Raw genomic sequence first — 26,276 nt, 5'->3', positions numbered from 1 at the left:
GCGCACAGGCTCATCGGTCCGGCACTGGTGACGCCCCGTCACCGGTCGACGGCGCACCCGACAGCGCAGGTGGAGCACCCGGTTGCCCTGGATCGCGACGTCGGGATCCTCCAGCAGGTGCTGCGCGTGGACCGACCCGAAGCAGCGCTCGCCCGAACCGAACACGACGGGTACGACGTCCATGCGCACCTCGTCGATCAGGCCCGCGGCAAGCACTCGGCCACCGACGTCGCCGGCGGCGACCTCGACCGTGCGGTCACCCGCAAGCTCCTGTGCCTTGGCCGCCGCCGCCTCGACGCCGTCGACGAAGTGGAACGGCGCCTCGGGGTCCCGGCCTTCAGGCTCCGGGCGGTGCGTCACGACGACCACGTGGTCGATCCCGCCCGGCGGCTTCCCGTCCCGGCCGTCCGTCAGGTCGAAGACGTGGCGGCCGACGATCGTGACTCCGGTCCGGTCCCGGTACGGCCGGGTGTAGTCGTAGGACGTCTGCGACACCTTCGGCACGCCGCTCTCGTCCAACGGGATGTCACCTCCGGACAACCAGTCGAACAGCGGTCCGGGCTGGTCGTCCTCGTCCGCGATGAAGCCGTCCACGGATGCCGATCTGTACATGACCACTGTGCCCACGGGGCTCTCCTCCGCCTTGGGGTGCCCCGAATCGGCGCGTCGTGAGCTGTTGCCCTTCCCACTGCCCTTGCGTGTCCCCTTGGCCCCCGGTGAGCCACCGTCCCGGGACCTGACCTGCGGCGGTCCGGCTTCGCTGCCACGAACGACTCCCGGTCCGACTTCGGCGGCAGTCGGTCCGGGTCGCCTGCCGCAGGACATCGGGCGAGTATCGGAAACCGTTGACGGGCGACAGTCACCGATATATCGTCGAGTTATCGAGATGCTTCGGGGGAGGCATCACGGACGAAGGGTGGTGTGCATCATGCGTGAAGGAAGGCGAAACCGAGGGGAACGCCGCCGCGGGCCGGTGCCCGGCGAGGGAATGCCGGGCGAGGGCTTCGAGAGGCGGTTCGCGTTCGGGCCGTTCGGCCCGCCCGGGGTGCCGCCGGGCGGCCCCGGGATGCCGGGGGCCGGTCCCTTCGGGCACGGCTTCGGCGGGCCGGGGCACTTCCCCGGTCACGGCGGGCACGGCCACGGCGGCCGGGGCCCGCGGGGCGGCGGCTGGGGCCGCGGTCCGGGCCGCCGGGGCGGCCGGGCGCGCCGTGGCGACGTCCGTGCCTCACTGCTCGCGCTGCTCAAGGAGCGGCCGATGCACGGGTACGAGATGATCACCGAGATCGGCGAGCGCACCGGCGGTGCGTGGCGGCCCAGCCCCGGATCGGTGTACCCGACCCTCCAGTTGCTGGAGGAGGAGGGGCTGATCGTCGCTCAGGAGTCCTCGGGCAAGAAGCTGTTCGAGCTCACCGAGGCAGGCCGGGCGGAGGCCGAAGCGGGGGCGGATTCCCCGTGGGAGGAGGCCGGCCGGGGCGTCGACTGGGAGGCGATCCAGGAGGTCGGTGCGGCGATGGGCGCCGTCGACCACGCGATCCGCCAGGTCATGCTGACCGGTACGGAGGAGCAGCGGGCCAAGGGCCTCGCCGTTCTCAACGAGGCCAAGCGCAAGCTGTACCTCATCCTCGCCGACGAGCAGGTCTGACCGGCCCGCCGTCGACCGCACCGCCCCGTCGCGGCACCCGCCGCGGCGGGGCGGTGGCGCGTCCGGGGGCGTGTTCCGGGTCCGGGGGCGCGCCCGGGGGGACTCAGGCCTCGGCGTCGTACTCGTAGCGCCAGCGCCAGCCCTTCGGGCCGGCCACCTTCGACCGCCGGTAGACCAACGTCACTGCGGGCAGGCCCGCCTGGGCGGGGACGGGCACGCGGTAGACCTTCGGGATCGTCCAGAACGAGCCCAGCATGATCGGCAGCACCCTGCCGTCCAGGGGCCCGCCGACGAATTCGGTCTCCGCGCTCTTCATGCGTTCCAGGGTACGCGCGATGCTCCCGGCGCTCGCGTGCGCAGGTCGGCGGCCCCGGCGTGCAGGTTGGGCAGAGGCGGTGTGGAGCCGGTGTGACCGGCGCAGCACCGCCCCCGGTCATTCGGGGGCCGTCCGCACCCTTATCCTGCTCTGTACGCCTCCGGGTTCGGCCCGGGTCCGCGGGCCCGCACGGGCCGGGCGAGGCGCGTGTCGTCGCGCCCGTCCGCCGAGTCGTACCTTCTCGAACTCCGTATCGTGCCCCGGGCGTTGGCCGCCCCGGCGATCCCGGCCGCGGCCGCGGCGGATGCGACCGACGGGCGCCCCGGGAAGCAGTGGGCACCTGCCGTTGTTGCGTCGGACGGTGCGTCGTTCGCCGTGCCGCACCAGGCACGGCAGGTCACGGCAGAGCGGAAGGAGCCCGATGGAAGCCAGCAGCAGGTGGACGACCTGGTGGCGGCGTGAGCGGCGGCAGGACCGTCCGGTCACGGGCGGGGAGGCGGCCGCGAGGCTGGATCTGCTGCTGGGCGCGGTGCGCGCGGGCTTCCCGCTGGCACCCGCGGCCCACCCGGCGGGACACCGGTGCTCCTGCGACCGGGTCGGCTGTCCGGCGCCGGCGCAGCACCCCGTGTCCTTCGCCTGGCAGACCCAGGCGACCACCGACGCCGAGCAGCTGGCACGCTGGCTCGCCCGCGACCCGCAGGCCAACTTCGTCACCGCCACCGGCCGCGCCCACGACGTGCTCGACGTCCCCGCCGAGGCGGGCAGACTCGCGCTGGAGCGGCTGGAGGAGCGCGGCGTCCGCGGCCCCGTCGCAGCGGTCGGCGACGACCGGTACCTGTTCTTCACCGCCACCCGCGGCACCCCCGCCGACGAGGACGAGTGGTGGACGAGCGCCCTCGACTCCACCCCGGACACCATGTCCGAACACCCCGGCCTGCGTTGGCACTGCCGCGGCTCCTACACGCTGCTGCCGCCCGCCGCCCTGCCGGACGGCTCCGAGGTGCGCTGGCTGTGCGGCCCGGACCAGCCGCTGCCGGACCCGCTGCGGGTGCTGGACGTGCTGACCGACGCCTGCACCGAGGTCGGCGCCGTCGCCGAGGAGCAGTGGCTGATCGGCTAGCGGGCCGATCACACCGCACGGGCCGACCTCCCGGACGGGTCGACCCTCCCGGCAGGCCGCGCGGTGCGGTGCGCCTACGGCTCGGGCGGGCCGCCCAGGCCCGCCGCCTCCTCGGCCTCCAACCGGGCCTCCAGCGCGCGCAGCGCCGCGTACTCGGCCTCGTCGACCGCCTCCAGGGCGAAGTCGACGGCCTCCAGTGCGTAGCGCTCGGCGTAGTCGGCCTCCCGCCGGGCCACTCCGACGTCGTGCCGGGCCTCGCGCTCCGACGCCCGCTCCCGTGCCGAGCCGACGTGCCGGTGCCAGCTCTCGCGGAGGTGGTGCCAGGTCGGGCCCGCGTGCTCCTCGGCGTCGGCCGCGGGCTCCCGCGGCGACCCGCCGCGCCGGCCGGCCTCCTCCCTCGCCCCCGCCAGGGTCTGCCGCAGCTCCTCACCGGACTGCTGCCGCACCGCCTCCACGTGCTGGGCCGCCTGAGCGGCCCGCTCGGAGACCCGTTCGAGTCCCTGCGCCTCGTCCATCGACCACACCTCGCCGTCGGCCCGTGTTCCACCTCCAGCCTGCGGCTGCCCCGGCGGGTCCGCCTGCGGGTGGTGCCGACGGGGGCGGGGCGGTGGCGACCGCGGGTCGGGTGACCGGGCGGCCGGGCGTGGGGTGGGTCACGGCTCGTCGAGGGTGACGGTCACGGTGACCACCGGGGTGGGCGTGGGGACCGGGGGCGGGGTGGTCCGACTGGGTGAGGGTGAAGGTGTGGGTGTCGGCATGGGCGCGGGGCTGGTCGGCGGCGGTGCGACCGGGCGGACGGTGGTGGGTGCGGGAGACGGCGGTGCGGACGCGGACGGGGAGGGCGGCGTCGGCGCCGGTTCGCCGGTGGTCGACACGGGGACGGCGGCGGCCGGTGCCGGCGGGTGACCCGGCCGGGCGGCCACCGCGGCGGCCAGGGCCAGGAAAATGATCAGTGCGACGGCTCCGGCGGCCACGGTGCGCCGAGGGGCCGGCCCCGTCGGTGCTGCGGCGCTCGGCGGCGGGACCGGCCCGGGGGGCAGGGAGACCGGCGCTCCGCCCGTCCACAGCAGCAGGGCGGGGAGCAGGACGGGCCGGTGCCAGTCCCGTACGGCGCCGAGTTCGGTGCGGGCCGTGCGGCACTGCCCGCACCGGTCGAGGTGGTCCGCGAGTCCGTCCTCCGTCGCCGTGCCGCGGCGGACGGTGTCGCCGAGCCGGGCGACCAGCTGGCGGCAGGCCCGGGCCGGGACGCCGGCCGCGTACACCTGGAGGTAGGTGTCGAACAGCGCGGCCCGGACGGGTGGTGCCGGCGGGTGCAGGTCCCCGTCCGGGCCGAGGCCCTGCCACAGCTCCTCCTGCCGGTGCCCGGGCAGTCGGCGGAAGGCCTGCAGCAGTGCGGCGTCCTGCTCGGCCGCGGCCAGCGCGTGGGCGAGGCCCGGCCCGGGGTGGCGGGCGGCGACGGCGTGCAGCCAGGCGCGGAATCCGTCCGCGAGGTCGGCCGACCGTCCGGTGTCGGCCCACCGTGCGGCGGTGTGCCGGACGGCGGCCACCAGGGGCGGCCGTGCGGTGCCGGTCGGTGGAAGGCCGCGGGCGGCCTCGTCGACCAGCCGCCGGGCGGTGGCCTCGTCCGGGCAGCACAGGCGCGCGTAGCCGAGGACCGAGGCCCGGACGTGGTCGGTGGGCCGGTGGGAACTGCGGGCGGGCACGCCGTCCGCGGGCGGCCGGTGGGCGTGCTGCATCGGTCTGTCCATGGGTGCGTTCGTCCGAGTACTGGGTCGTTCGGGCCGGCGGCCGTACCGGAAGGGGCCGGTACGGCCGCCGGGAGGGGAGGGGAGTGGTCAGTCGCCCGGCGTGGCCGGGCCGGCGGCGGCGAACCGCACCGAGCCGCCGCCGACGGTCAGTTCGACCGGGTGGGCGTCCACCGGGAACAGGCAGCCCTTGGTCTCGCTGCAGGCGGCGTACCCGACCAGCACGGTGGCCGGGCCCTCCTGGGTGCGGTGCACGGGCAGCGTCACGGTGACCGGGCCGTCCGGGTAGACCGGCACCGGCGGCAGCCCGCCGGGCAGTCGGAGGTCGTGCACGGCGGCACCGGTGGTGGGCCGCGCGGTCTGTTCCAGGCCGCCGCGCAGCCGCAGCGAGATCGGCCGGCCGATGCCGTCGACGCCGCCCGGCGGCAGGTCGAGGCTGTAGAGGTGGTAGCCCGCCGCGGTGGGGGTGAACACGGCGGTCAGGGTGCCGGCCGAACCGTCCCACCGGTCGACGGAGAGGTCGACCGTGACGCCGTTCTCGGTGAAGCGCGCCGAGGACGGGGCCTGCGCCGGACGTGCCGTGGAGGCGCAGCCGGCGATCGCGCCGAGGGCCAGCCCGGCCGCGAGCACCGCCGCCCGCACCCGGCCCGCCGGCCGGGGCGCCGTCACTTCGCCCACTGGCGGAGGAAGCCGTCGAGGCCGGTCTCGGTGAGCTTCGGCAGGCCCGTCCGGTTGGTGTTGGTGACGACCGTGTTCCTGGCGTCGACGACGATGATCACGGGGGTGCTGAAGCCGTGCGAACTGTCGTACCGGCCGAGGATCGCCATGTTCGTCCGGTTGTTCTCCAGGTCGATCTTCACCACGTGGTAGGAGGCGTCCAGGGTGCTGCGGATCCGGGACTTGGCGAAGAGTCCGTCGACGGCCCGGCAGACGCCGCACTCGTTGGTGCCGAAGTCGAGCAGCACCCGCCTGCCGTCGGACTTCGCCTGGGCGAGGGCCCCGTCGATCTCCTTCTGCGCGTTCGCGGACGGGTTGTAGCCGGCCAGCGAGACGCGCCTGGTCGCGGCGGCGGAGGGGGACGCGGTGGCCGAACGGGCGGGGGCCGGGCTCGCGGAGGGGCTCGCGGTGGCCGGTGCGGCCGGGGTCGGGCTCGGCGGCGGCGAAGGCAGGTCCAGGGCGGCCGCGGGGGCGCTCGCGGGGGCGGCGGCGGCCGCCGTGCCGCCGGAGGAGTCGGCCGGTCCGCAGGCGGCCAGCGAGGCGGCGGCGGTCAGCGCGGCGAGGACGGCTCCGAGGGATCTGCGGTCGAGGGTCATGGACGGTGCTCCCGGGGGCAGTGCCGCCCGGAGGCCCGGGGGAGGGCCGGGCGGGCGGCGCGAGGGTGGGTGGTGCTCTGTGCCCTGGGAGACCGCACCGGGGGCCGCGGATAACGGAAATCCGCGGCCCCGTCCGTCCCGGTGCCCGCTACGGCAGCGTGAGGATCTCCGCGCCGTCGGCGGTGACCACCAGGGTGTGCTCGAACTGGGCGGTCCGCTTGCGGTCCTTGGTGACGACCGTCCAGCCGTCCTCCCAGATGTCGTAGTCGTACGAGCCCAGGGTGAGCATCGGCTCGATGGTGAAGGTCATGCCGGGCTTGATCACCTCGGTGGCCCGCTCGCTGTCGTAGTGCGGGACGATCAGGCCGGAGTGGAACGAGGTGTTGATGCCGTGTCCGGTGAAGTCCCGGACGACGCCGTAGCCGAAGCGCTTCGCGTAGGACTCGATGACCCGGCCGATGACGTTGATCTGGCGGCCCGGCCTGACCGCCTTGATCGCCCGGGCGAGCGCCTCCCGGGTCCGCTCGACGAGCAGCTTGGACTCCTCGTCGACGTTGCCGCACAGGTAGGTCGCGTTCAGGTCGCCGTGCACGCCGTGGATGTAGGCGGTGGCGTCGATGTTGACGATGTCGCCGTCCTGAAGGACCGTCGAGTCCGGGATGCCGTGGCAGATCACCTCGTTGATCGAGGTGCAGATCGACTTCGGGAAGCCGCGGTAGCCGAGGTCGGACGGGTAGGCGCCGTGGTCGCACATGTAGGCGTGCGCGACCGCGTCCAGCTCGTCGGTGGTGACGCCCGGGGCGATGAGCTTGGCCGCCTCCTCCATCGCCCGGGCGGCGATCCCGCCGGCGATCCGCATCTTCTCGACCGTCTCGTCGCTCTGCACCTCCGGGCCGGTGTACGGCGCGGGCGCGGGCCTGCCCACGTACTCCGGGCGCGCGATGTGCGCGGGAACCTTGCGGGTGGGGGACACGGTGCCGGGTACGAGAGCCATGCCGCGAGTCTATCCGTCGGGCCCCTTCCGACCCGGCCGTGCGGGCGGCTGCCGGGCGGGTGGGGCACCGTGTGTACGGTCGCCGCGCCGGGAAAGGATCACCCCGGGACGACGAAGCGAACAGGAGCAGTTCTCATGCCCATGGGATTCGGCCGCAAGGCCACCGGGAAGCCCGGCGAGTGGTTCTACTGCATCAAGCACGGCAAGGTCGAGGAGGGCCCGGAGTGCCCGGCCAAGGACCGGCTGGGCCCGTACGCCACCCCCGGTGAGGCCGCCGCGGCGCTGGAGACCGCGGCGGAGCGCAACCGGGAGTGGCAGAACGACCCGCGCTGGCACGACGGCCCGCCGAAGGACGCCGACGAGGACTGAGCGGGCGGGCCCGCCGCGGCCGATCCGCCGTCAGGCCGCGGGCACCGGCTCCCGCCCGCCGGCGTCGCGGTTCTCGGCCGCGGCCCGCACGGCCGCCGCGTTGGGGTCCGTCCGCTCGTCGTAGGCGAGCAGGCTCGGCAGCGCCACGGCCAGCAGGGCGACGCCGAGCACGCAGATCGCGCCGCCGCTCCAGATCGCGCCGCGCACGCCGACCAGCCCGGCCGCGCCGCCCGCCCGGACCTGGCCGAGCTGCGGGCCGACGGAGTAGCTGAGCAGCTCCACCCCGGCGAGCCGGCCGCGCAGTTCGTCCGGGATCGACTGGTTCCACATGGTGGAGCGGGCGATGCCGCTGATCTGGTCGGCGCCGCCGGCCGCGGCCAGGCAGAGCAGCACCAGCCAGATGTGGCCGCTCAGGCCGGCGAGCGTCATCGCGGCGCCCCAGCCGAGTGCGGCGAGGACGAGCATCCGCCCGTGCCGGTGGATCCGGGAGGTCCAGCCGCTGGTCGCCGAGACGGCCAGCGCACCGGCCGCCGAGGCGCCGTACAGCAGGCCGAGGGCCCAGCCGGCGTCCAACTCGGCGGCCAGGAACGGGAAGATCGCCACCGGGAAGGCGAACAGCATCGCGCAGACGTCGATCGCGTAGGTGCCGAGCAGGTCCTTGCGGCTCCACGCGTACCGGACACCGGTCGCGACCGCCCGCAGCGAGGGGCGGTCGGCGCCGGACGGCGGCGGCACCGCCCGGATCCGGGCGAGCAGCAGCAGCGAGACGGCGAAGCTGGCGACGTCCAGCGCGAACGCGGTCTGCACTCCGGCGACCGCCACGATCACCCCCGCGAGCGCCGGCCCGGCCACCGAACCGACGTTCCGGTAGAGCGAGTTGAGGGCGAACGCGGCCGTCAGCTGATCGTGCGGCACGATCCGCGGGGTGAGCGAGTCCAGCGCCGGACGCTGCAGCCCGTCCACCGCCGCGACCAGCGCGGCCACCAGGTAGATCGGCCAGAGCAGCGGCTGCGGCAGCAGGGCGTTGAGCAGCAGCAGCGCGCTCAGCAGGCCGAGCCCGGCCTCGGCGAGCAGCACCAGCCGGCGGCGGTCCATGGCGTCGGCGAGCGCGCCGCCCCACAGGCCGAACACCACCAGCGGCACCAGCTCGACCGCGCCGACCAGACCCACCTGGAAGGAGGAGCCGGTGAGGTCCTTGATCTGCAGCGGCACCGCGACGTAGGTGAGGAAGCTGCCCAGGCTGCTCACGCAGCCCGAGCTCCAGAGCAGCCGGAAGTCCCGGGAGCTGCGCCAGGGCGTGGTGTCGGGGAGCAGCCCGCGCAGGGCGGTGCGCAGCCGTTTCGCCGGCTGCGCAGGTGGTTCGGAAGTCACGGTCGGCCATCCTCGGTCGGCCCGGCGCGCCCGGCAACCGAATTTTCCGGCGTACACCGATGATCTCCGGCCGCACCGGCCCTCACGCCGAGGACCGGCGCGGCGGGATCACCAGCGCAGCACCGGCGGGGCGACCAGGCGTTCGGCGAGCCCGGCCAGCCGGCTGCGCAGCCCGAGGGCGGGCCGCGCCGAGGCGGCCGCGCCGACCAGGTGCTGCACCAGGTCGAACGGGCCCTCGCCGGCCACCGGCACCGCCAGCCGCTCGTGCGCGAGCGCGCCCAGCTCGGCGTCGCCGGCGTCCAGGGCGAGCACGGTCGCGCCGCCGCGGCGGGCGTCCTCGACCCGCTCCAGCAGCCCCTCGCCCGGCTCGTGCGGCGCCACCACCAGCACCGTGCTGCCGCGCGGCGCCTCGCCGAGCCGCCGCAGCCCGTGCGCCAGGTGCGCCGGGGCCGCCGCCGGGACCTCGTGCCGCACCAGCACCGGGGCCAGCCCGGCCACGCCGGAGCAGGCCGCCTCCTCGTCCAGGTGCGCGGCCAGGTGCCACGGCTCGTAGCGCTCGGTGCCGACCAGCAGCAGGCCCGCCGCGGTGCGCCGGGTGACCGATCGGTGCAGGGCCCCGCCGAAGGCCCGGGTGACGTCCAGCAGGCCGGTGCCGGCCAAGGTCGCGCTCAGTGCGGAAAGTCTCACCGCGTCCATGCGGCACAGCATGGAGGAGCGGCCGGTGCTTTGGCAGGATCTTGTCCATGACGCAACCCGAATCGGTGAATCCCGCCGCCGCGGCGGCCCCCGCTCCGCTCGACGTGTCCGCGCTCGTCGTGGGTGTCCTCGGCGGCACCGGCGACCAGGGCCGCGGCCTGGCCTACCGGCTGGCCAAGGCCGGCCAGCAGGTCATCATCGGCTCCCGGACGGCCGAACGGGCCGAGGCCGCCGCCGAGGAGATCGGCCTCGGCGTCCGCGGCGCGGACAACACGGCCTGCGCCCGGGAGAGCGACGTCGTGATCGTCGCCGTGCCGTGGGACGGCCACGCCGCCACCCTCGCGGCCCTGCGCGAGGAACTCGCCGGCAAGATCGTGGTGGACTGCGTCAACCCGCTCGGCTTCGACAAGCAGGGCGCCTACGCGCTCAAGCCGGAGGAGGGCAGCGCCGCCCAGCAGGCCGCCGCCCTGCTGCCGGACTCCCGGGTGACCGCGGCCTTCCACCACCTGTCGGCGGTGCTGCTGCAGGACGCCTCGATCGAGGAGATCGACACCGACGTGATGGTGCTCGGCGAGGACCGCGCCGCCACCGACACCGTGCAGGCGCTGGCCGAGCGGATCCCCGGCATGCGCGGCGTCTTCGCCGGACGGCTGCGCAACGCCCACCAGGTGGAGTCGCTGGTCGCCAACCTGATCTCGGTGAACCGCCGCTACAAGGCGCACGCCGGGCTGCGGATCACCGACGTCTGAGCCGCCCGCCGCACCGCCCGCCGCGCCGTCCGCGGGAGGGGACCCACGGCCGCCACAGGTCCCCTCCCGCAGGGCCGAACGACCCGCAGGAGGGGGCCTCGGCCCCGGCGCGGCGCCCGGTCGGTGAGAATGGGGTGTCCGCTGCCGCCGGCCCAGGCCGGTGGTGCCCCCACCCAGGAGAGTCCCGCCATGCCCCGCAACGCCCTGCTCGCCTCGATCGTCCTCGTGCTCGCGGTGACGGCCGCCGTCGTCTCCTTCGTCGAGGGCAACTGGTTCGGCGTGATCTGGGTGCTGATGGCCGGCGTCGCCTCGAACATGGCCTGGTACTACATCCGCAAGGACCGCCAGGAGCGCGCCGCGGCCGCCCGGGCCGAGCAGCAGCTCTGAGCCCGCGGGATCACTCCCAGAAGCGGAACAGGAACTGCCCGACCACCGGGTAGGCCTTGGAGACGCCGAACAGGTCGGTGATCGCGAAGACCAGCTCGGAGAACCAGCGGCTGGCCGCGGTCTGCCAGAAGATCACGAACACCGCGAGCATGCCGTACGGCGCGAAGGGCTCGATCGCGCGGCGGGTCTTCAGCGACAGCCAGGGCTCGACGATGCCGTAGCCGTCCAGCCCCGGCACCGGCAGCAGGTTCAGCAGTGCCGCGCTGACCTGCAGGAACGCCAGGAACCCGAGGGCGGCGGGGAAGGCCGAGACGATCAGCTCCTGGCCGTCCAGCACCGCCGGGTGGGCCGGGTCGTCGAACACCCCGGAGCTGACCAGGACGAGCAGGCCGATGCCGAACAGCACGTTCACCAGCGGGCCGGCCGCGGAGATCAGGCTGTGCTTGAGCCGGCCGTTGATCCGGTGCCGCTCGATGTACACCGCACCGCCGGGCAGGCCGATGCCGCCCATGATCACGAAGATCACCGGCAGCACGAAGCTCAGCAGCGCGTGCGCGTACTTGAACGGGTTGAGCGTCAGGTAGCCCTTGGCGCCGATGGTGATGTCGCCGCTGTGCAGGGCGGTGCGGGCGTGCGCGTACTCGTGCAGGCAGAGCGAGACCATCCAGCCCGCCACCACGAACAGGAACACCCCGAAGCGGGGATTGCCGAAACCGCTCACCACCGCCCACGCGGAGGTGACCAGGGTCGCGAGCAGCACCCAGAAGACCGGGCTGATCCGGCTCTCCTCGCTGCGGCGCTGCGTGGTGGCGAAGGTCATGGTGCGAATGCTCCGTGGATGGCCGGGGGCGGGCAGGGGACGATCATGCCGCGCGGCTCGCGACCGCGACAAGCCGTCACGGAAGAACGCACCGCACCGGCCCACGGTTCCACCGGTGCGAATATCCGTGCGCCCGCCACGCTGCCCGTCGACCAGAATGGGCCCGTGCACTACGGCATCCTCGGCACCACCACCGCCCACCACGACGACGGCACCCCGGTACCGCTCGGCGGCGCCCGGTTGCGCGCCCTGCTGGCCGCGCTCGCCCTGCGCCAGGGCCGGCCCGTCCCGGCCGACCTGCTGGTGGACGAGGTGTGGGGCGACGATCCGCCGCAGGACTCCTCCGCCGCCCTGCAGACCCTGGTCGGCCGGCTGCGCCGCACCATCGGCCGGGAGGAGATCGGCTCCGGGCCGGCCGGCTACTGGCTGACCGGCCGCACCGACGCCGACGACTTCCTGCGGCTCGCCGCCGACGGCCGCCGGGCGCTCGTCGCCGGCGACCACCAGGAGGCCGCCGACCGGCTGCACCGCGCCCTCGCCCTGTGGCGCGGCCCGGCCCTCGCCGACCTGCCCGACCGGGCCGGGCCCGCCGTCCGGCTGGAGGCCCGGCGCGAGGAGGCCCGCCGGCACCGGATCACCGCCGACCTCGCCCTCGGCAACACCGCCGACCTCACCGCCGAACTCGCCGAACTCTGCGAACTGCACCCGCTCGACGAGCAGCTGCACGCGCTGGCGATCCGCGCGCTGCGGGCCGAGGGCCGCACCGCCGAGGCCCTGCAGCGCTACGAGGACACCCGCCGCGTCCTGGCCGACCGGCTCGGCACCGACCCCGGCCCCGAGCTGCGCGCCCTGCACGCCGACCTGCTGGCACCCCCACCCGCCGCCGCACCGGCCCCGCCGGCACCCGCCGCCGTACCGGCCCAGCCCGCACCCGCCGCCGTACCGGCGGTCCGGACCGCCCCGGGCGGCAACCTCCGCCCCCGGCTCACCAGCTTCGTCGGCCGCGACGGCGACCTCACCGCCCTCGGCCGGGCCCTGACTGTGGGCCGGCTCACCACGCTCACCGGCCCCGGCGGCTCCGGCAAGACCCGGCTCTCGGTGGAGGCCGGCCGCGCCGCCCAGCACGGCGACTCCTGGCCGGACGGCGTCTGGATGGTCGAGCTCGCCCCGCTGGAGGACCCGCTGGCCGTCCCCGGCGCCGTCGCCGCCGCGCTCGGCCTGCGCGAGACGGTGCTGCACACCGGCGGCGCCGTCGCCGAGGTGATGGACGCCCGCCGCAGCGACCCCGTCCGGCGGCTCGTCGAGCACTGCAGCCCGCGCCGGATGCTGCTCGTCCTCGACAACTGCGAGCACCTGGTGCAGGCTGCCGCCGACCTCGCCGACCGGCTGCTCGCCGAATGCCCCGAGCTCACCGTCCTCGCCACCAGCCGGGAGCCGCTCGGCGTCCCCGGCGAGGCGGTGCTGCCGGTCGAACCGCTGCCCGACCCGGCCGCGCTGCGGCTGCTCGCCGAACGCGGCGCCGCCGCCCGGCCAGGCTTCGACCCCGCCGAGGACCCGGAGGCCTGCGCGGAGATCTGCCGCCGGCTGGACGGCCTGCCGCTCGCCATCGAGCTCGCCGCCGCCCGGCTGCGCGGCCTGACCCCGCGCCAGCTCGCCGACCGCCTCGACGGCCGGTTCGCCCTGCTCACCGCCGGCTCCCGCACCCTGCTGCCCCGTCAGCAGACCCTGCGCGCCGTCGTCGACTGGAGCTGGGACCTGCTCGGCGAACGCGAACGCGCGGTGCTCCGCCGGCTCTCCGTCTTCGCCGGCGGCTGCACTCTGGAGGACGCCGAACAGGTCGTCGCCGACGGCAGCCAGGTGCGCGGCGAGGACGTCGCCGACCTGCTGCTCTCCCTGGTGGACAAGTCCCTGGTCGTCGCCGACCTGGAGAACGGCCCGCGCTACGGGATGCTGGAGACCATCCACGAGTACGCCGCCGAGAAGCTCGCCGCGTCCGGCGGCGACGGCGCCGCGCTGCGCCACGTCCGCCACTACCGCGAACTCGTCCGGATCGCCGACTTCCACATGCACGGCCACGAGCAGGTCGAGCGCCTCGCCCAGCTCGACGGCGAGCAGGAGAACATCCGGGCCGCGCTGCGCACCGCCGTCGAGCTCCGGGACGAGCAGGAGTCGCTCGTCCTGGTGCTCGGCATGAGCTGGTTCTGGTCGCTGCGCGACAACCGGCGGGAGGCCCGCGAGTGGTACGACGCGGTCTGCGCCTTCGCCCCCGACGCGTTCGCCGAGGACGCGCCGCCGCCGGTGCCGCTGGAGACCGGCCCGCTGGACGCGCCGCCGCCGCTGCCGCAGGAGATGCTGGACGAGGCCCGCCGGCAGGTCCAACTGCACCGCCTGATCGACCAGTTCACCGGCAACATGGCGGCGATCGGCGATCCGGCCGCGATCGAGCTGGCCACCCGGGTGCTGGCCACCTACACCCCGGACCTGCCGCAGTCCTACCGGTTCCCGGCGCTGCTGCGGGTGTTCGCGGTCTTCCTCTCCGGCGAGCTGGACCGGATGCGCGAGACGATGGACACCGCCGTCGAGGGCTGCCGCCGGTACGGCCGCCCGCTGGACCTCGCCTTCGCCCTGCAGCTGCGCGCCCGGCTGCTCAACGACTGGGTGGGCGGCCTCGGCCAGGCCGTCGCCGACAGCGCCGAGGCGCTGGAGATCTTCACCCGGCTCGGCAACCGCTGGGGCATGTCGGAGGCGCTCTCCGCCCAGGCCGAGAACGCCGCCAAGCAGGGCGACGGCCGGCGGGCGGCGGAGGCCTACCGGCAGTCCATCGAGATCGCCACCGAACTCGGGGCCTGGCAGGAGGTGCCGCTGCTGGAGGTCCGGCTCGGCGAGGCGCTCATCGAGTTCGACGCCGCCGAGGGCGAGCGGCGGATCCGCGAGGCGCTGGAGTCCGTCCGGGCCGCCAACCACGCGGCCGACGGCACGATGCTCTACGGACGGCTGGTGCTCTGCAACATCCACACCCAGCGCGGGGAGTACGCCCCGGCGCTGGCCGAGCTCGACCGGCTGGTGATGAACAACCAGGCGTTCGGGCCGATCGTGCCCGGCGTGTTCGACGGCATCGTCGGCTGCATCCGCGGCTGGGTCACCGCGCGGGCCGGCGACCCGGTGCGCGGCCTGGAACTGCTCGCCGGGGGCCGCCGGGAGATGAAGCGCGTGCCCGGCGGGGCGACCGCCTTCGCCGAGCACATGGCCGTGATGCTGATGCTGCCGGCCACCGGCATCGTGCTGGCCCTCGCCGAGCAGCAGGAGGACCCGCGGCCGGCGGCCCGCCGGGCGGCCGTGCTGCTCGGCGCCCACGACGCCCTGCACGGCAGCCGCGGCTCGTACATGGAGCGCCGGGAGCGCGACCGGATGGCGCAGGTGCTGACCGGCCTGCTCGGCGAGGACTCGTACGCGGCCGGGCACGCCGAGGGCGGCCGCCTCACCCTCTCGGAGGCGGCCGCCCTGATGGACGACCCCGGCGCCCTCTGACGCCGCGTCGGGATCCGTGCCGTCAGGTCCGCTTGCGGAAGCGGGCCACGGCCATCGGCGCGGTGACGGCGGTGATCGCCACCGACCAGACGACCACGATCGTCACCGAGTGGGTGAGCGGGCCGCCGTTGATCAGGTTGCGGCAGGCGTCGGCCAGTGCGGACAGCGGGTTGTACTCGGTGAAGGCCTGCAGCCAGCCCGGCATGGTGCTGGTCGGCGCGAAGATCGAGCTGCCGAACTGCAGCGGCATCATGACCAGCATGCTGACGCCCTGCACGGCCTGGGCGCTGCGCAGCGACATGCCGAGCAGCATCGAGATCCAGATGATCGACATGCCGAACAGCAGGGACAGGCCGACCGCGGCGAGCAGCTGCAGGAAGCCGGTCTTGATCTCCAGTCCGAGGATCATCGAGAAGGCGATGAGGATGGTGAAGGAGACCAGGCCGCGGCAGGTCTCCGCGACGATCTTGGAGAGCAGCACCGAGGCCCGGCCGATCGGCAGGGTCCGGAAGCGGTCCATCACGCCGGTCTGGAAGTCGCTGTTGAGGCCTGTGCCGACGGCCATCGCCAGGTTGAGGCCGGTGGTGCCGAGCAGGCCCGGGATCATGTACTGGATGTAGTCGTGCTGGCTGCCGGAGACCGCGCCGCCGAAGACGTAGACGAACAGCACGGTGAAGATGATCGGGATCAGCAGCGCGTCGAGCATCGACTCCGGGTCGGCCTTGATCCGCATCAGGTTGCGGCGGGTCAGCGCGCCGACGTGGCGCAGGTGTCCGGCGAGGCCGATCCGCGGGTCGTCCGCGTGGGCGGTGGCGGGGGCGAGGGTGGCGGCGGTCATGCCACGGGCTCCTTGTCGAGGATCGGGGCGGCGGAGGCGGACGGCTTGCCGGTGATGGCGAGGAAGACCTCGTCGAGGCTGGGGAGCTTGGTGTCGATGCCCGCGATGCCGAAGCCGCGGGTGCCGAGGACGCCGACGACGGCGGTGAGCTGGTCCTCGCCGGTGAGCTGCACGGAGAGCAGCCCGGTGTCGGCGGAGAAGGTGGCGGCGACGCCGGCCTCGTGCAGGCAGCGGGCCATCTCGGGCAGCTCGGCCGGGTGCAGCGGGCGGACCTGCAGGGTCTGGCCGCCGACCTGGGTCTTGAGCTCCTCGATGCCGCCGGCGGCGATCACCCGGCCGCGGTCGATCACGGTGAGCTCGTGGGCGAGCTGCTCGGCCTCCTCCATGTACTGGGTGGTCAGCAGCACGGTGGAGCCCTCGGCGACCATCCGCTGGACCTCGTCCCAGACCTCGTTGCGGGTGCGCGGGTCGAGGCCGGTGGTGGGCTCGTCCAGGTAGAGCACCTTCGGCCGGCCGATCATCGAGGCGGCGAGGTCGAGGCGGCGGCGCATGCCGCCGGAGTAGGTCTTGGCGGGCCGCTTGGCCGCCTCGGTGAGCGAGAAGCGCTCCAGCAGCTCGGCGGCGCGGGTCTTGGACTCCTTGGCCGAGAGGTCGAGCAGCCGGCCGATCAGGTAGAGGTTCTCGTAGCCGGAGAGCAGCTCGTCCACCGAGGCGTACTGGCCGGTGAGGCCGATGGTGCGGCGCAGCTGCTTCGGCTGGCGCAGCACGTCGTAGCCGCCGACGAAGGCGGTGCCGGCGTCGGGCTTGACCAGGGTGGAGAGGATCCGCACCAGGGTGGTCTTGCCGGCGCCGTTCGGGCCGAGCAGGCCGAGCACGGTGCCCTCGCGGACGGTCAGGTCGACGCCGTCGAGCGCGCGGGTGGCGCCGAAGGTCTTGACGATGCCGCGGACCTCCACGGCGTGGTTGCGGGGCCCCCGGTCGTTCGGGGCGGTGGCGATCGGTGTCATGTCCCACAGGCTGCCCGGGCCTGCTGTCGCCGCTCTGTCGTCCGGCTGTCAGCGCCGGGCGGCCGGGCGCCGGCCGCTGTCACGCCGCCTGCACGCCGCCGCCGGCGCCCGGAACGCCGACGGCGCACCCGCCGCGGGGGCGGGTGCGCCGTGCTGCCGGGCCGGCCGGTGGCCGTCCGGGGTCAGCTGAAGCTGTGCTCGGGCGCCGGGAAGGTGCCCGCGCCGACCTCGGCCGCGAACTCCCGGGCGGCGTCGCCGAGGACGGCCCGCAGGTTCGCGTACTGCTTGACGAACTTCGGCACCCGGCCGGCCGTCATGCCGGCCATGTCCGTCCAGACCAGCACCTGGGCGTCGGTACCCACACCGGCGCCGATGCCGACGGTCGGGATCGCCAGCTGCTCGGTGACCTGGGCGGCGAGCTCGGCGGGCACCGCCTCCAGCACCACGGAGAAGGCGCCGGCCTGCTGCACGGCCTTGGCGTCGCGCAGCAGCCGGTGGGCCGCCTCGTCGCCGCGGCCCTGGACGGGGTAGCCGCCGAAGGCGTGCACGGACTGCGGGGTGAGGCCGATGTGCGCCATCACCGGGATGCCGGCCTCGACCAGCAGCTCGATCGAACGGGCGCTGCGCTCGCCGCCCTCCAGCTTCACCGCGCCGACGCCGGCCTCCTTCATCAGGCGGGCGGCGTTGTGCATCGCCTGGGCCGGCGACTCCTGGTACGAACCGAAGGGCATGTCACCGACGACGAGGGCCCGCTTGGTGCCGCGGACGACGGCCGCGGAGAGCATCACCATCTGGTCCATGGTCACCGGGACGGTGTTCTCGTAGCCGAGGTGGCAGTTGCCGGCCGAGTCGCCGACGAGCAGCACCGGGATGCCCGCCTCGTCGAAGACACCGGCGGTCAGCGCGTCGTAGGCGGTCAGCATCGCCCAGCGCTCGCCGTGCTGCTTGGCCCTGGCGAGGTCGCGCACGGTCACGCGCCGGTTGGTGATGCCGCCGTAGAGCACGGTGCCTTCCTGCGACGGGGCAGGCTGAAGCGGAGAAGCGTTCATCGAACAGGCTCCTGAAGGGTTGTCGTCTCGTGGCGCCGTACGGCGTCCCCGGATCTGCTCCCATGCTTGCACGCCGCCCGCCCGCCGCAAAGACCCGGGGCACGGGCCGTCCGTCACCCTCCGTCCGCCGCCCGGCCCGGAACCCTTTACCCAGACTTTGCGATACGGGTCCGTCTCGTATCGAAAAACGGGCTAGGCTTGAGCCGAACGGGTTACGAGACGCCATCGACTCGTAAGTCCGCACAGGTCTTTTTCGTACGGACGGGGAATCCACACCATGACCATCGCTGCGCCACCGCACACGTCCGAAGCCGTCCACCGTCGACGCTGGGCCATCCTGGGCACGCTGATCCTTGCCCTGCTCGTCGTCGTCCTCGACAACTCGATCCTCAACGTGGCGATGAAGACGATCGCCCAGCCCGCCCCCACCGGCCTCGGCGCCAGCCAGAGCGACCTCGAGTGGGCGATCAACTCCTACACCCTGGTCTTCGCCGGCCTGCTCTTCACCGCGGGCCTGCTCGGTGACCGGCTCGGCCGCAAGTGGTCCCTGCTCGCCGGCATGGCCGTCTTCGGCCTCGGCTCGCTGCTCTCCGCGATCGCCGACAGCCCCGGCCAGCTCATCGCCTTCCGCGCGGTCATGGGCCTCGGCGGCGCCTTCGTGATGCCCGCCACCCTCGCGATCATCATGAACGTCTTCGACCGCAAGGAGCAGCCGAAGGCGATCGGCATCTGGGCCGGCGCGGTCGGCCTCGCCATCGCCATCGGCCCGATCACCGGCGGCCTGCTGATCGAGCACTTCTGGTGGGGCTCGGTCTTCCTGGTCAACGTCCCGATCGTGGTCCTCGCCCTGGTCGCCATGTCCGTCCTGGTGCCGAACTCGAAGGACCCCAGGCCCGGCAAGCTCGACCCGATCGGCGTGGTGCTCTCCGTCATCGGCCTGGTCGCGCTGATCTACGGCATCATCAAGGGCGGCGAGCTCGCCGACTTCACCGCCCCCGGCGCCTGGGTGCCGATCCTCGTCGGCGTGGTCGCGCTCGCCGCCTTCGTCCTCTTCGAGCGGCGCACCGCGCACCCCGCACTCGACGTCACCTGGTTCCGCAACCGGGTGTTCTCCGCCTCGGTCGTCGTCATCGGCGTGGTCTTCTTCGCGCTGATGGGCGTCTCCTTCTTCGGCGTCTTCTACACCCAGAGCGTCCGCGGCTACAGCGCCCTGCAGTCCGGCATGCTGATGCTCCCGCTGGCCGCCGCCCAGATGGCATTCGCCCCGCGCGCCCGCCTCGTCGTCGACCGCTTCGGCGTCCGCGCCACCTGCGCCGGCGGCATGGCCCTGATCGTGGTCGGCTTCCTCGGCTACCTGCTGCTCGGCACCACGACGCCGATCTGGGTCCTGATCGTCATCGGCTTCGTGATGGGCGCCGGCATGGCCCACGTCATGCCCCCGGTCACCGTCGCCATCATGGGCTCGCTGCCCCGCGAGAAGGCCGGCGCCGGCTCCGCCATCAACAACACCTTCCGCCAGGTCGGCGGCTCGCTCGGCGTCGCCGTGCTCGGCGCGGTGCTGTCCACCGTGTACCGCGACGGCATGAGCGAGCACCTCGACAAGCTGCCCGCCGGCATCCGCGACAAGGCCGGCGAGTCCCTGGAGGCCACCCTCGCGGTCGCCGACCGCGCCCGGATGCCCGGCCTGGTCGCCCCCGCCGAGGACGCCTTCGTGCACGCCATGCACGTGGTCGCAGGCCTCTCCGCCGCCATCACCGCCCTCGGCGTGGTGCTCGCCCTGGTGCTGCTGCCCGGCAAGGCCCCCGCCGCGCCGGCCGCCGGCCCCGCCGCGGACGGCTCCCCGGCCGACACCGAGCCGCGCCCGACCAGGGTCTGAGCACGTCAGGAGAGAATGGCGCCATGCACACCGAACCGACCGTCTCGGCATGCGGCGCCGACGAGGACGGCCCCGCCGCGGAGCTCTGCGCCCCGCGCCGGGGCCGCCCGCGCAGCGAGGCCGCGGAGCAGGCGATCTTCGCCGCCGTCGAGGACCTGATGGAGTCCGGCAAGAGCCTCTCCGAGCTGTCCGTCGAACGGATCGCGGCCGCGGCGGGCGTCGGCAAGGCCACCATCTACCGGCGCTGGCCCAACAAGGAGGCCCTGCTGGTCGAGGTCGTCGCCCGGCTGGAGTCCCCGCTGCCCGAGCCCAGCGGCGGCACCGTCCGCGAGGAACTCGTGCGCATGGTCGACTACATGCGCAAGCGCGGCCTCGCCAAGCGCTCCCGCTGGATGCTCAAGTCGGCCCTCAGCCAGATGAACGCCTGGCCGGAGCTGCGCGAGGCCTACCAGGAACAGGTGGTCAAGCCCCGCCGCGAGCTGGCCCGCGCCATCGTCCGCCGCGGCGTCGACGAGGGCGTGCTCCGTTCGGACATCGACGTCGAGCTGGTCTGCGAGATCATCATCGGCCCGATCCTGCTGCGCTCGGTGCTCTGGGACGAGGCTCCGCTGGACGACCCGGACCTCGCCGAGCAGATGGTCGACGCCGTCCTCAACGGGGTCGGCGCGCAGCCGTCCGGAGGGCGTTCCCGCTGATCCGGGGCGTGCCGCAACCTTCCGGTGGCACTCGCGCGTCCATGCCGTCATAGGCTGAGCCGAGAATACGACCGGGCGTGTGCCGGGGGTCCCACCGACCCTCCGCGCACTCCGGCCCGGCACGGCCGGAACGGGTACGGACCATCCCGGCGGACGAGCGGCCGGATGCGGAGGAGCGGGGCGCATGGTGCAGGCGGACGAGGCAGTGGCAGCAGCCGACGGCGCACCGGCCCCACCGGCCGGCGGCCGCCGCTGGCTGGACCCGCGCCGCGGGTGGGTCACCGCCGTCCTCGCCGTCCTCACCGCGCTGCTGCTGGCCTTCCACGCGGCCCTCCCCAACCGCTGGGGCAACCTGGGCAGCCTGCTGGAGACCTTCCTGCCCTGGCTGGGCCTGGCCGTTCCGGTGCTGCTCGCGGTCGGCCTGTGGCGCCGCTCGGCGACCGCGCTGACCGCGGTGCTGCTGCCGGCGATCGTCTGGCTGAACCTGTTCGGCGGACTGCTGACCGACAAGGGCGGCGGCCGCGGCGACTTCACCGTGCTCACCCACAACGTGGCCGCGGCCAACAGCGACACCGCCGGCACCCTGAAGCTGCTGAACGGCTCCGGCGCCGAGATCGTCGCCCTGGAGGAGATCGCGCCGAGCGCGGCCGCGGTCTACACCGAGGGGCTGGCCGCCCGGTACCCGCACCACGTCGTGCGGGGCACCGTCGGCCTCTGGTCGACCTACCCGATCGACGACGTCCGCGAGGTCGACATCAAGATCGGCTGGACCCGCGCCTTCCGGGCCGAGGTCACCACGCCGCAGGGCCCGCTCGCCGTGTACGTCGCCCACCTGCCCTCGGTGCGGGTCAAGTCGGAGAGCGGCTTCACGGCCGGCCGGCGCGACCACAGCGCGCAGGCGCTGGGCGACGCCATCGAGGCCGAGCAGCTGAAGAAGGTCATCCTCCTCGGCGACCTCAACGGCACCATGAACGACCGCAGCCTGGCGCCGATCACCTCGCAGATGCGCTCCGCGCAGGGCGCCGCCGGCGACGGCTTCGGCTTCTCCTGGCCGTCCGCCTTCCCGATGGCCCGGATCGACCAGATCCTCAGCAAGGGCAAGCTGACCCCGACCGACTCGCGGGTGCTGCCCTCCGACGGCAGCGACCACCGCGCCGTCACCGCCACCTACCGGTACTGACCCGTCCGTCGCCGTCGCCGTCGCCGCCGTCGCCGCCGTCGCCGCCGTCGCCGCCGTCGCCGCCCTGGCCGTCGTCGGGGGCGGCGTTCGGGGGCGGCGTCCGGCCGTGCCGTGCGACGATGGCTGGCATGAACGGACGCGACGTGCACCGCGCCCTCACCGCGGCGCTGGACGTGCTCGTCCTCCACGAGGATGACGACTGGTCGGTCCAGGCCGGTCCGCTGACCTGGACGTGCCGCGAGACCGCCGTGCACGTCGCGCACGACCTGCTGGCCTACGCCGGCCAGTTGGCCGCCCGCCCGCGCGAGAGCTACCTGCCCTTCGACCTGGTCGTCCGCCGGGAGGCCCCGGTGGACGAGGTGCTGCAGGTCGTCCGGGCCGCCGGCGGGCTGCTGGTCGGCGCACTGGCCGTCAGCGGGCCCGAGGCCAGGGCCTGGCACTGGGGCCCGTGCGACCCGTCCGGCTTCGCGGCCATGGGCGTCGCCGAGACCCTGCTGCACACCTGGGACATCACCCGGGGCCTGCGGGCCGAGTGGCACCCGCCGGCCTCGCTCTGCGCCGCGGTCCTGGCCCGGCTCTTCCCGGACGCGCCGGGCGGCGAGCCGGCCGCCGTGCTGCTCTGGTGCACCGGGCGGGCCGCGCTGGGCGGCCGGCCGCGGCGCACCTCCTGGACCTGGCAGGCCTCGCTCGGCTGAGCGGGGCGCCGCACGGTCCGCTCCGGGTCAGCCCCGGCGCCACCGGTTGGTGATCGGCAGGCGGCGGTCCCGGCCGAAGCCCTTGGCCGAGATCTTCGGGCCCGGCGGGTACTGCCGGCGCTTGTACTCGGCGGTGTCGACCAGCCGGACCACCCGGTCCACCACCTCGGGCGGGAAGCCCCTGGCGACGATCGCGTCCCGGCCGAGGTCGCCCTCGACGTACAGGTCGAGCACGGTGTCCAGCAGGTCGTAGTCGGGCAGCGAGTCGGTGTCGACCTGGTCCGGCCGCAGCTCCGCGGACGGCGGCTTGGTGATGGTGTTCTCCGGGATCGGCGGCTCCTCGCCGCGGGCCTCGGCGGCCTCGTTGCGCCACTTCGCCAGCCGGAAGATCAGCGACTTGTAGACGTCCTTGATGGGGCCGTAGGCGCCCACCGAGTCGCCGTACAGCGTCGAGTAGCCGACCGCCAGCTCGCTCTTGTTGCCCGGCGCGAGGACGATGTGGCCCTCCTGGTTGGAGACCGCCATCAGCAGGGTGCCGCGCAGCCGGGACTGCAGGTTCTCCTCGGCCAGGCCGGTCAGCCCCAGCGAGCCCATGTAGGCGTCGAACATCGGGGCGATGGACACGGTACGGAAGTTGAGGCCGGTGCGGCGGGCCAGGTCGGCCGCGTCGTCCTTGGAGTGCTCCGAGGAGTACCGGCTCGGCATCGAGATGCAGTGCACGTTCTCCGCGCCGACCGCGTCCACCGCGATCGCCGCGACCAGCGCCGAGTCGATGCCGCCGGACAGGCCGATCAGCACCGACTTGAAGCCGTTCTTGCGGACGTACGCCCGGGTGCCCTCGACCAGGGCGGCGTAGATCTCCGCCTCGTCGTCCAGCCGCGGCGCGATCTCCGCGGCGACCGGCTCGGCCGGGGCGGGCAGCGCCTCGCCGCCGAGGTCCACCCGCACCAGGTGCAGCCCGTCGGTGAGGATCAGGCCGTCGGTGTGCTCGGCGGGGGCGGCCGGCAGCTCCAGGTCGGTGAGCAGCAGCCGCTCCTCGAACTGCGGGGCCCGGGCCAGCACCTCGCCGTCCTTCGAGACCACGACCGAGTCGCCGTCGAAGACCAGCTCGTCCTGGCCGCCGACCATGTTCAGGTAGGCGAGGGTGCAGCCCGCCTCCGCGGCCCGGCGCTGCACCAGCTCCAGCCGGACGTCGTCCTTGTTCCGCTCGTACGGGGAGCCGTTGACCACCAGCAGCAGGCCGGCGTCGACCTCGCCCGCGGCGGTGGCCCGGCCGCCGTCCTGCCAGATGTCCTCGCAGATCGCCAGCGCGACGTCCACGCCGTGCAGGGTCAGCACCACCAGCTGGTCGCCGGGGACGAAGTAGCGGTACTCGTCGAAGACGCCGTAGTTGGGCAGGTAGTGCTTGGCGAAGCGGGTGACCACCTCGCCGCGGTGCAGCACCGCGGCGCAGTTCTGCGGGGAGCCGGCCGGGCGGTGCAGGCGCGGCGAGTCGTGGTCGGAGCGGCCCAGGTAGCCGACGACCACCGGCACCTCGCCCAGGCCCTCGTCCCGCAGCCGGGCGGCGAGCTCCACCAGGGCGGTGCGCGAGGCCTCCACGAAGGAGCCGCGCAGGGCGAGGTCCTCGACCGGGTACCCGGTCAGGGCCATCTCGGGGAAGGCGACCAGCTGGGCGCCCGCGTCGGCGGCCTGCCGGGTCCAGCGCACCACCTCGTCGCTGTTGCGGGTGATGTCGCCGACCCAGGGGTCGTTCTGGCACAGGGCGAGACGCAGATTCGGCATGGCCACGAGTGTAATCGTCTAACTGACGTTATGTCGCGGGGGGTGCCCCCGGGGGCCGCCGTCCACCCTTCGGCCGACGGCTACCCAGGGGTGGACGGCGGGCGGTGATCCGCCATGATGGGATCGGTCGCGGGACCACGAGCCGCTCCGGCCACCGCCCGCCGCCGCCGGGCGTAACACGGACGTAAAGAGCAGAGGTGAGACTGTCCCCATGGGCAAGCAGCAGGAGTTCGTGCTTCGCACGCTCGAAGAGCGTGACATCCGTTTTGTCCGGCTGTGGTTCACCGACGTCCTCGGGTTCCTGAAGTCGGTCGCAGTCGCGCCCGCCGAGCTGGAGCAGGCCTTCGAGGAGGGCATCGGCTTCGACGGCTCGGCGATCGAGGGCTTCGCCCGGGTCTACGAGTCCGACATGATCGCCAAGCCGGACCCGACCACCTTCCAGATACTGCCGTGGCGCTCCGAGACCCCGGGCACCGCGCGCATGTTCTGCGACATCCTCATGCCGGACGGCTCGCCGTCGTTCGCCGATCCGCGGTACGTGCTCAAGCGCACCCTGGAGAAGGCGTCCGCACAGGGCTTCACCTTCTACACCCACCCCGAGATCGAGTTCTTCCTCCTGAAGAACCTCCCCGGCGACGGCACCGCGCCGATCCCGGCCGACCAGTCCGGTTACTTCGACCACACCCCGCGCGGCGTCGGCCACGACTTCCGCCGACAGGCCATCACCATGCTGGAGTCGATGGGCATCTCGGTGGAGTTCTCCCACCACGAGGGTGCCCCGGGCCAGCAGGAGATCGACCTCCGGTACGCGGACGCGCTCTCCACCGCCGACAACATCATGACCTTCCGCCTGGTCATGAAGGAGGTCGCGCTGGAGCAGGGCGTGCACGCCAGCTTCATGCCCAAGCCGTTCTCCAACCACCCCGGTTCGGGCATGCACACCCACGTCTCGCTCTTCGAGGGCGACCGCAACGCCTTCCACGAGTCGGGGGCCGAGTACCAGCTCTCCAAGGTGGGCCGCTCGTTCATCGCCGGCCTGCTCAAGCACGCCGCCGAGATCGCCGCCGTCACCAACCAGTGGGTCAACTCCTACAAGCGCATCTGGGGCGGTTCGCAGCGGACCGCCGGCGCCGGCGGCGAGGCCCCCTCGTACATCTGCTGGGGCCACAACAACCGCTCCGCGCTGATCCGGGTCCCGATGTACAAGCCCGGCAAGCAGGGCTCCACCCGCATCGAGGTCCGCTCCCTCGACACCGGCTGCAACCCCTACCTCGCCTACGCCGTCACCCTCGCCGCCGGCCTCAAGGGCATCGAGGAGGGCTACGAACTCCCGCCCGGCGCCGACGACGACGTGTGGGCCCTCTCCGACGCCGAGCGCCGTGCGCTGGGGATCCAGCCCATGCCGCAGAACCTCGGCGAGGCCATCGACCTGATGCAGCGCAGCGAACTCGTCGCCGAGACCCTGGGCGAGCACGTCTTCGACTTCTTCCTGCGCAACAAGCGCCAGGAGTGGGAGGAGTACCGCTCCGAGGTGACGCCGTTCGAGCTGCGGAAGAACCTGCAGGTGCTGTAACCGCAGGTCAGAGTAGGTACGAAACGCAAGAAGCCCCTCGGGCCGGTGGATGCGATCCGCCGGCCCGAGGGCGTTCTGTCGGGCGGTCGGTGAACCTTCCGGGCCTGCCGGGCGTCCTTCTTCTCGACCGCTACGTGTCGGGGAGAACAGGCATGGCAGGCAAGGACGTTGAGCAGGACGACGAGCAGGGTTCCGGCTCGGGGCCCTGGTGGGCGGGGCTCGGGACGCGGGGGGCCGTCGGGCTGATCGTGCTCGGTGGAGTGGCGGCGGTCTGGGTCACCTTCGAGCTGCCCGGCGCCCCGGAGAACTGGGCGTCCGGCTACCACCGGGCGGCCAGGCTCGTTGCCGTCGGTCTGGTGGTCCTGGGCTGCACTGTGCTGAGCCGCCGCCGCGCCGGCGCCGCGGCCGTGGAAGAGGCGGGCGGGCAGCGGCGCGACTGACGCCGCGGGCCCCGGAGCCCCTCCCGGAGTGGGGTGTTCGCACGGGGTGCCGGTGCCGCCGCCGCGACCTACCGTCGACGTAGTTCGAGGT

At 74.0% G+C, this 26,276-nt stretch carries 26 protein-coding genes and 1 pseudogene; 12 read left to right on the top strand and 15 right to left on the bottom strand.

What is annotated here, in order from left to right:
* Nucleotides 1–48: 48 nt before the first annotated feature.
* A pseudogene (locus IE98_RS0115395) lies at nt 49–627 on the bottom strand (dihydrofolate reductase family protein); the annotation flags it as partial.
* A gap of 301 nt (nt 628–928) precedes the next feature.
* Between IE98_RS0115395 and IE98_RS0115390 the strand changes: the two are divergent.
* Complete coding sequence (locus tag IE98_RS0115390; RefSeq protein WP_052390553.1) at nt 929–1,642, top strand: PadR family transcriptional regulator; 714 nt, start codon at nt 929–931, stop codon at nt 1,640–1,642.
* Nucleotides 1,643–1,745: 103 nt separating this feature from the next.
* On the opposite strand, the gene IE98_RS0115385 is transcribed toward IE98_RS0115390, so the two are convergent.
* The gene (locus IE98_RS0115385) at nt 1,746–1,958 is read right to left on the bottom strand and encodes a hypothetical protein (protein WP_052390545.1); all 213 of its coding nucleotides are present in this window, start codon (nt 1,956–1,958) and stop codon (nt 1,746–1,748) included.
* A 421-nt stretch (nt 1,959–2,379) separates the two neighbouring features.
* Here IE98_RS0115385 and IE98_RS0115375 point away from each other — a divergent pair, with 421 nt between their 5' ends.
* Complete coding sequence (locus IE98_RS0115375) at nt 2,380–3,078, top strand: bifunctional DNA primase/polymerase (protein WP_030269202.1); 699 nt, start codon at nt 2,380–2,382, stop codon at nt 3,076–3,078.
* A gap of 74 nt (nt 3,079–3,152) precedes the next feature.
* Here the strand turns inward: IE98_RS0115375 and IE98_RS44615 are convergent, their stop codons facing one another.
* The 5 genes from IE98_RS44615 to map all read right to left on the bottom strand — a co-directional run bounded on the left by IE98_RS44615 (nt 3,153) and on the right by map (nt 7,130).
* Entirely contained in the window at nt 3,153–3,593 is a 441-nt protein-coding gene (locus IE98_RS44615) for a hypothetical protein (protein WP_052390544.1), read from the bottom strand.
* A gap of 138 nt (nt 3,594–3,731) precedes the next feature.
* Nucleotides 3,732–4,826, bottom strand: coding sequence for a hypothetical protein (locus IE98_RS0115365; RefSeq protein WP_159400921.1), 1,095 nt, complete (start codon nt 4,824–4,826; stop codon nt 3,732–3,734).
* Nucleotides 4,827–4,913: 87 nt separating this feature from the next.
* On the bottom strand, nt 4,914–5,501 hold the full coding sequence (locus IE98_RS0115360; protein ID WP_030269197.1) for a hypothetical protein: 588 nt from the start codon (nt 5,499–5,501) through the stop codon (nt 4,914–4,916).
* Nucleotides 5,489–6,136, bottom strand: coding sequence for a thioredoxin family protein (locus IE98_RS44610; RefSeq protein WP_052390543.1), 648 nt, complete (start codon nt 6,134–6,136; stop codon nt 5,489–5,491). The genes IE98_RS0115360 and IE98_RS44610 overlap by 13 nt, the downstream gene beginning before the upstream one ends.
* 148 nt (nt 6,137–6,284) lie before the next feature.
* The gene (map, locus tag IE98_RS0115350; RefSeq protein ID WP_030269193.1) at nt 6,285–7,130 is read right to left on the bottom strand and encodes a type I methionyl aminopeptidase; all 846 of its coding nucleotides are present in this window, start codon (nt 7,128–7,130) and stop codon (nt 6,285–6,287) included.
* A 135-nt stretch (nt 7,131–7,265) separates the two neighbouring features.
* Here map and IE98_RS0115345 point away from each other — a divergent pair, with 135 nt between their 5' ends.
* Nucleotides 7,266–7,499 (top strand): hypothetical protein, encoded by a 234-nt coding sequence (locus IE98_RS0115345; RefSeq protein ID WP_030269191.1) that lies wholly within the window; start codon nt 7,266–7,268, stop codon nt 7,497–7,499.
* A 30-nt stretch (nt 7,500–7,529) separates the two neighbouring features.
* On the opposite strand, the gene IE98_RS0115340 is transcribed toward IE98_RS0115345, so the two are convergent.
* Both IE98_RS0115340 and IE98_RS0115335 read right to left on the bottom strand, forming a co-directional pair.
* Complete coding sequence (locus IE98_RS0115340) at nt 7,530–8,870, bottom strand: MFS transporter (protein ID WP_052390542.1); 1,341 nt, start codon at nt 8,868–8,870, stop codon at nt 7,530–7,532.
* Nucleotides 8,871–8,978: 108 nt separating this feature from the next.
* The gene (locus tag IE98_RS0115335; RefSeq protein WP_030269188.1) at nt 8,979–9,566 is read right to left on the bottom strand and encodes a hypothetical protein; all 588 of its coding nucleotides are present in this window, start codon (nt 9,564–9,566) and stop codon (nt 8,979–8,981) included.
* A 47-nt stretch (nt 9,567–9,613) separates the two neighbouring features.
* Between IE98_RS0115335 and npdG the strand changes: the two genes are divergently transcribed.
* Nucleotides 9,614–10,315, top strand: a complete 702-nt coding sequence (npdG, locus tag IE98_RS0115330) for an NADPH-dependent F420 reductase (RefSeq protein ID WP_030269186.1) — start codon at nt 9,614–9,616, stop codon at nt 10,313–10,315.
* 189 nt (nt 10,316–10,504) lie between these two features.
* Nucleotides 10,505–10,702, top strand: coding sequence for a hypothetical protein (locus tag IE98_RS0115325; protein WP_030269184.1), 198 nt, complete (start codon nt 10,505–10,507; stop codon nt 10,700–10,702).
* Nucleotides 10,703–10,712: 10 nt separating this feature from the next.
* Here the strand turns inward: IE98_RS0115325 and IE98_RS0115320 are convergent, their stop codons facing one another.
* Nucleotides 10,713–11,522, bottom strand: coding sequence for a site-2 protease family protein (locus tag IE98_RS0115320; RefSeq protein ID WP_030269181.1), 810 nt, complete (start codon nt 11,520–11,522; stop codon nt 10,713–10,715).
* A gap of 165 nt (nt 11,523–11,687) precedes the next feature.
* Here IE98_RS0115320 and IE98_RS0115315 point away from each other — a divergent pair, with 165 nt between their 5' ends.
* Nucleotides 11,688–15,050 (top strand): AfsR/SARP family transcriptional regulator, encoded by a 3,363-nt coding sequence (locus IE98_RS0115315; protein WP_030269179.1) that lies wholly within the window; start codon nt 11,688–11,690, stop codon nt 15,048–15,050.
* 22 nt (nt 15,051–15,072) lie between these two features.
* On the opposite strand, the gene IE98_RS0115310 is transcribed toward IE98_RS0115315, so the two are convergent.
* The 3 genes from IE98_RS0115310 to panB form a co-directional block, all read right to left on the bottom strand.
* Entirely contained in the window at nt 15,073–15,888 is an 816-nt protein-coding gene (locus IE98_RS0115310) for an ABC transporter permease (protein WP_030269178.1), read from the bottom strand.
* Complete coding sequence (locus IE98_RS0115305; RefSeq protein ID WP_052390541.1) at nt 15,885–16,895, bottom strand: ATP-binding cassette domain-containing protein; 1,011 nt, start codon at nt 16,893–16,895, stop codon at nt 15,885–15,887. The genes IE98_RS0115310 and IE98_RS0115305 overlap by 4 nt, the downstream gene beginning before the upstream one ends.
* 182 nt (nt 16,896–17,077) lie before the next feature.
* The gene (panB, locus tag IE98_RS0115300) at nt 17,078–17,944 is read right to left on the bottom strand and encodes a 3-methyl-2-oxobutanoate hydroxymethyltransferase (RefSeq protein ID WP_030269175.1); all 867 of its coding nucleotides are present in this window, start codon (nt 17,942–17,944) and stop codon (nt 17,078–17,080) included.
* Between the two features lie 277 nt (nt 17,945–18,221).
* On the opposite strand from panB, the gene IE98_RS0115295 reads away from it, so the two are divergent.
* The 3 genes from IE98_RS0115295 to IE98_RS0115285 all read left to right on the top strand — a co-directional run bounded on the left by IE98_RS0115295 (nt 18,222) and on the right by IE98_RS0115285 (nt 21,695).
* Nucleotides 18,222–19,820 (top strand): MFS transporter, encoded by a 1,599-nt coding sequence (locus IE98_RS0115295; protein WP_030269174.1) that lies wholly within the window; start codon nt 18,222–18,224, stop codon nt 19,818–19,820.
* 23 nt (nt 19,821–19,843) lie between these two features.
* Entirely contained in the window at nt 19,844–20,515 is a 672-nt protein-coding gene (locus IE98_RS0115290; RefSeq protein ID WP_043174233.1) for a TetR/AcrR family transcriptional regulator, read from the top strand.
* Between the two features lie 184 nt (nt 20,516–20,699).
* Entirely contained in the window at nt 20,700–21,695 is a 996-nt protein-coding gene (locus IE98_RS0115285) for an endonuclease/exonuclease/phosphatase family protein (RefSeq protein WP_030269171.1), read from the top strand.
* Here the strand turns inward: IE98_RS0115285 and IE98_RS49075 are convergent.
* The gene (locus tag IE98_RS49075) at nt 21,673–21,825 is read right to left on the bottom strand and encodes a hypothetical protein (RefSeq protein ID WP_159400920.1); all 153 of its coding nucleotides are present in this window, start codon (nt 21,823–21,825) and stop codon (nt 21,673–21,675) included. The genes IE98_RS0115285 and IE98_RS49075 overlap by 23 nt on opposite strands.
* Here IE98_RS49075 and IE98_RS0115275 point away from each other — a divergent pair.
* On the top strand, nt 21,824–22,390 hold the full coding sequence (locus IE98_RS0115275; protein WP_030269170.1) for a maleylpyruvate isomerase N-terminal domain-containing protein: 567 nt from the start codon (nt 21,824–21,826) through the stop codon (nt 22,388–22,390). The two genes, IE98_RS49075 and IE98_RS0115275, sit on opposite strands and share 2 nt — an antisense overlap.
* A gap of 27 nt (nt 22,391–22,417) precedes the next feature.
* On the opposite strand, the gene IE98_RS0115270 is transcribed toward IE98_RS0115275, so the two are convergent.
* Nucleotides 22,418–24,172, bottom strand: a complete 1,755-nt coding sequence (locus IE98_RS0115270) for an NAD+ synthase (RefSeq protein WP_030269169.1) — start codon at nt 24,170–24,172, stop codon at nt 22,418–22,420.
* 211 nt (nt 24,173–24,383) lie between these two features.
* On the opposite strand from IE98_RS0115270, the gene glnA reads away from it, so the two are divergent.
* Together glnA and IE98_RS0115260 are read left to right on the top strand one after the other, a co-directional pair.
* Nucleotides 24,384–25,745: a type I glutamate--ammonia ligase gene (gene glnA / locus IE98_RS0115265; RefSeq protein ID WP_030269168.1), complete on the top strand. Its 1,362-nt coding sequence runs from the start codon at nt 24,384–24,386 to the stop codon at nt 25,743–25,745.
* Nucleotides 25,746–25,897: 152 nt separating this feature from the next.
* Complete coding sequence (locus IE98_RS0115260) at nt 25,898–26,185, top strand: hypothetical protein (protein WP_030269167.1); 288 nt, start codon at nt 25,898–25,900, stop codon at nt 26,183–26,185.
* Nucleotides 26,186–26,276 lie beyond the last annotated feature (91 nt).

This window comes from Streptomyces sp. NRRL B-24484 (assembly GCF_000717715.1).
GTDB lineage: Bacteria > Actinomycetota > Actinomycetes > Streptomycetales > Streptomycetaceae > Kitasatospora.
This window is presented reverse-complemented; position numbering and strand designations above follow the sequence as displayed.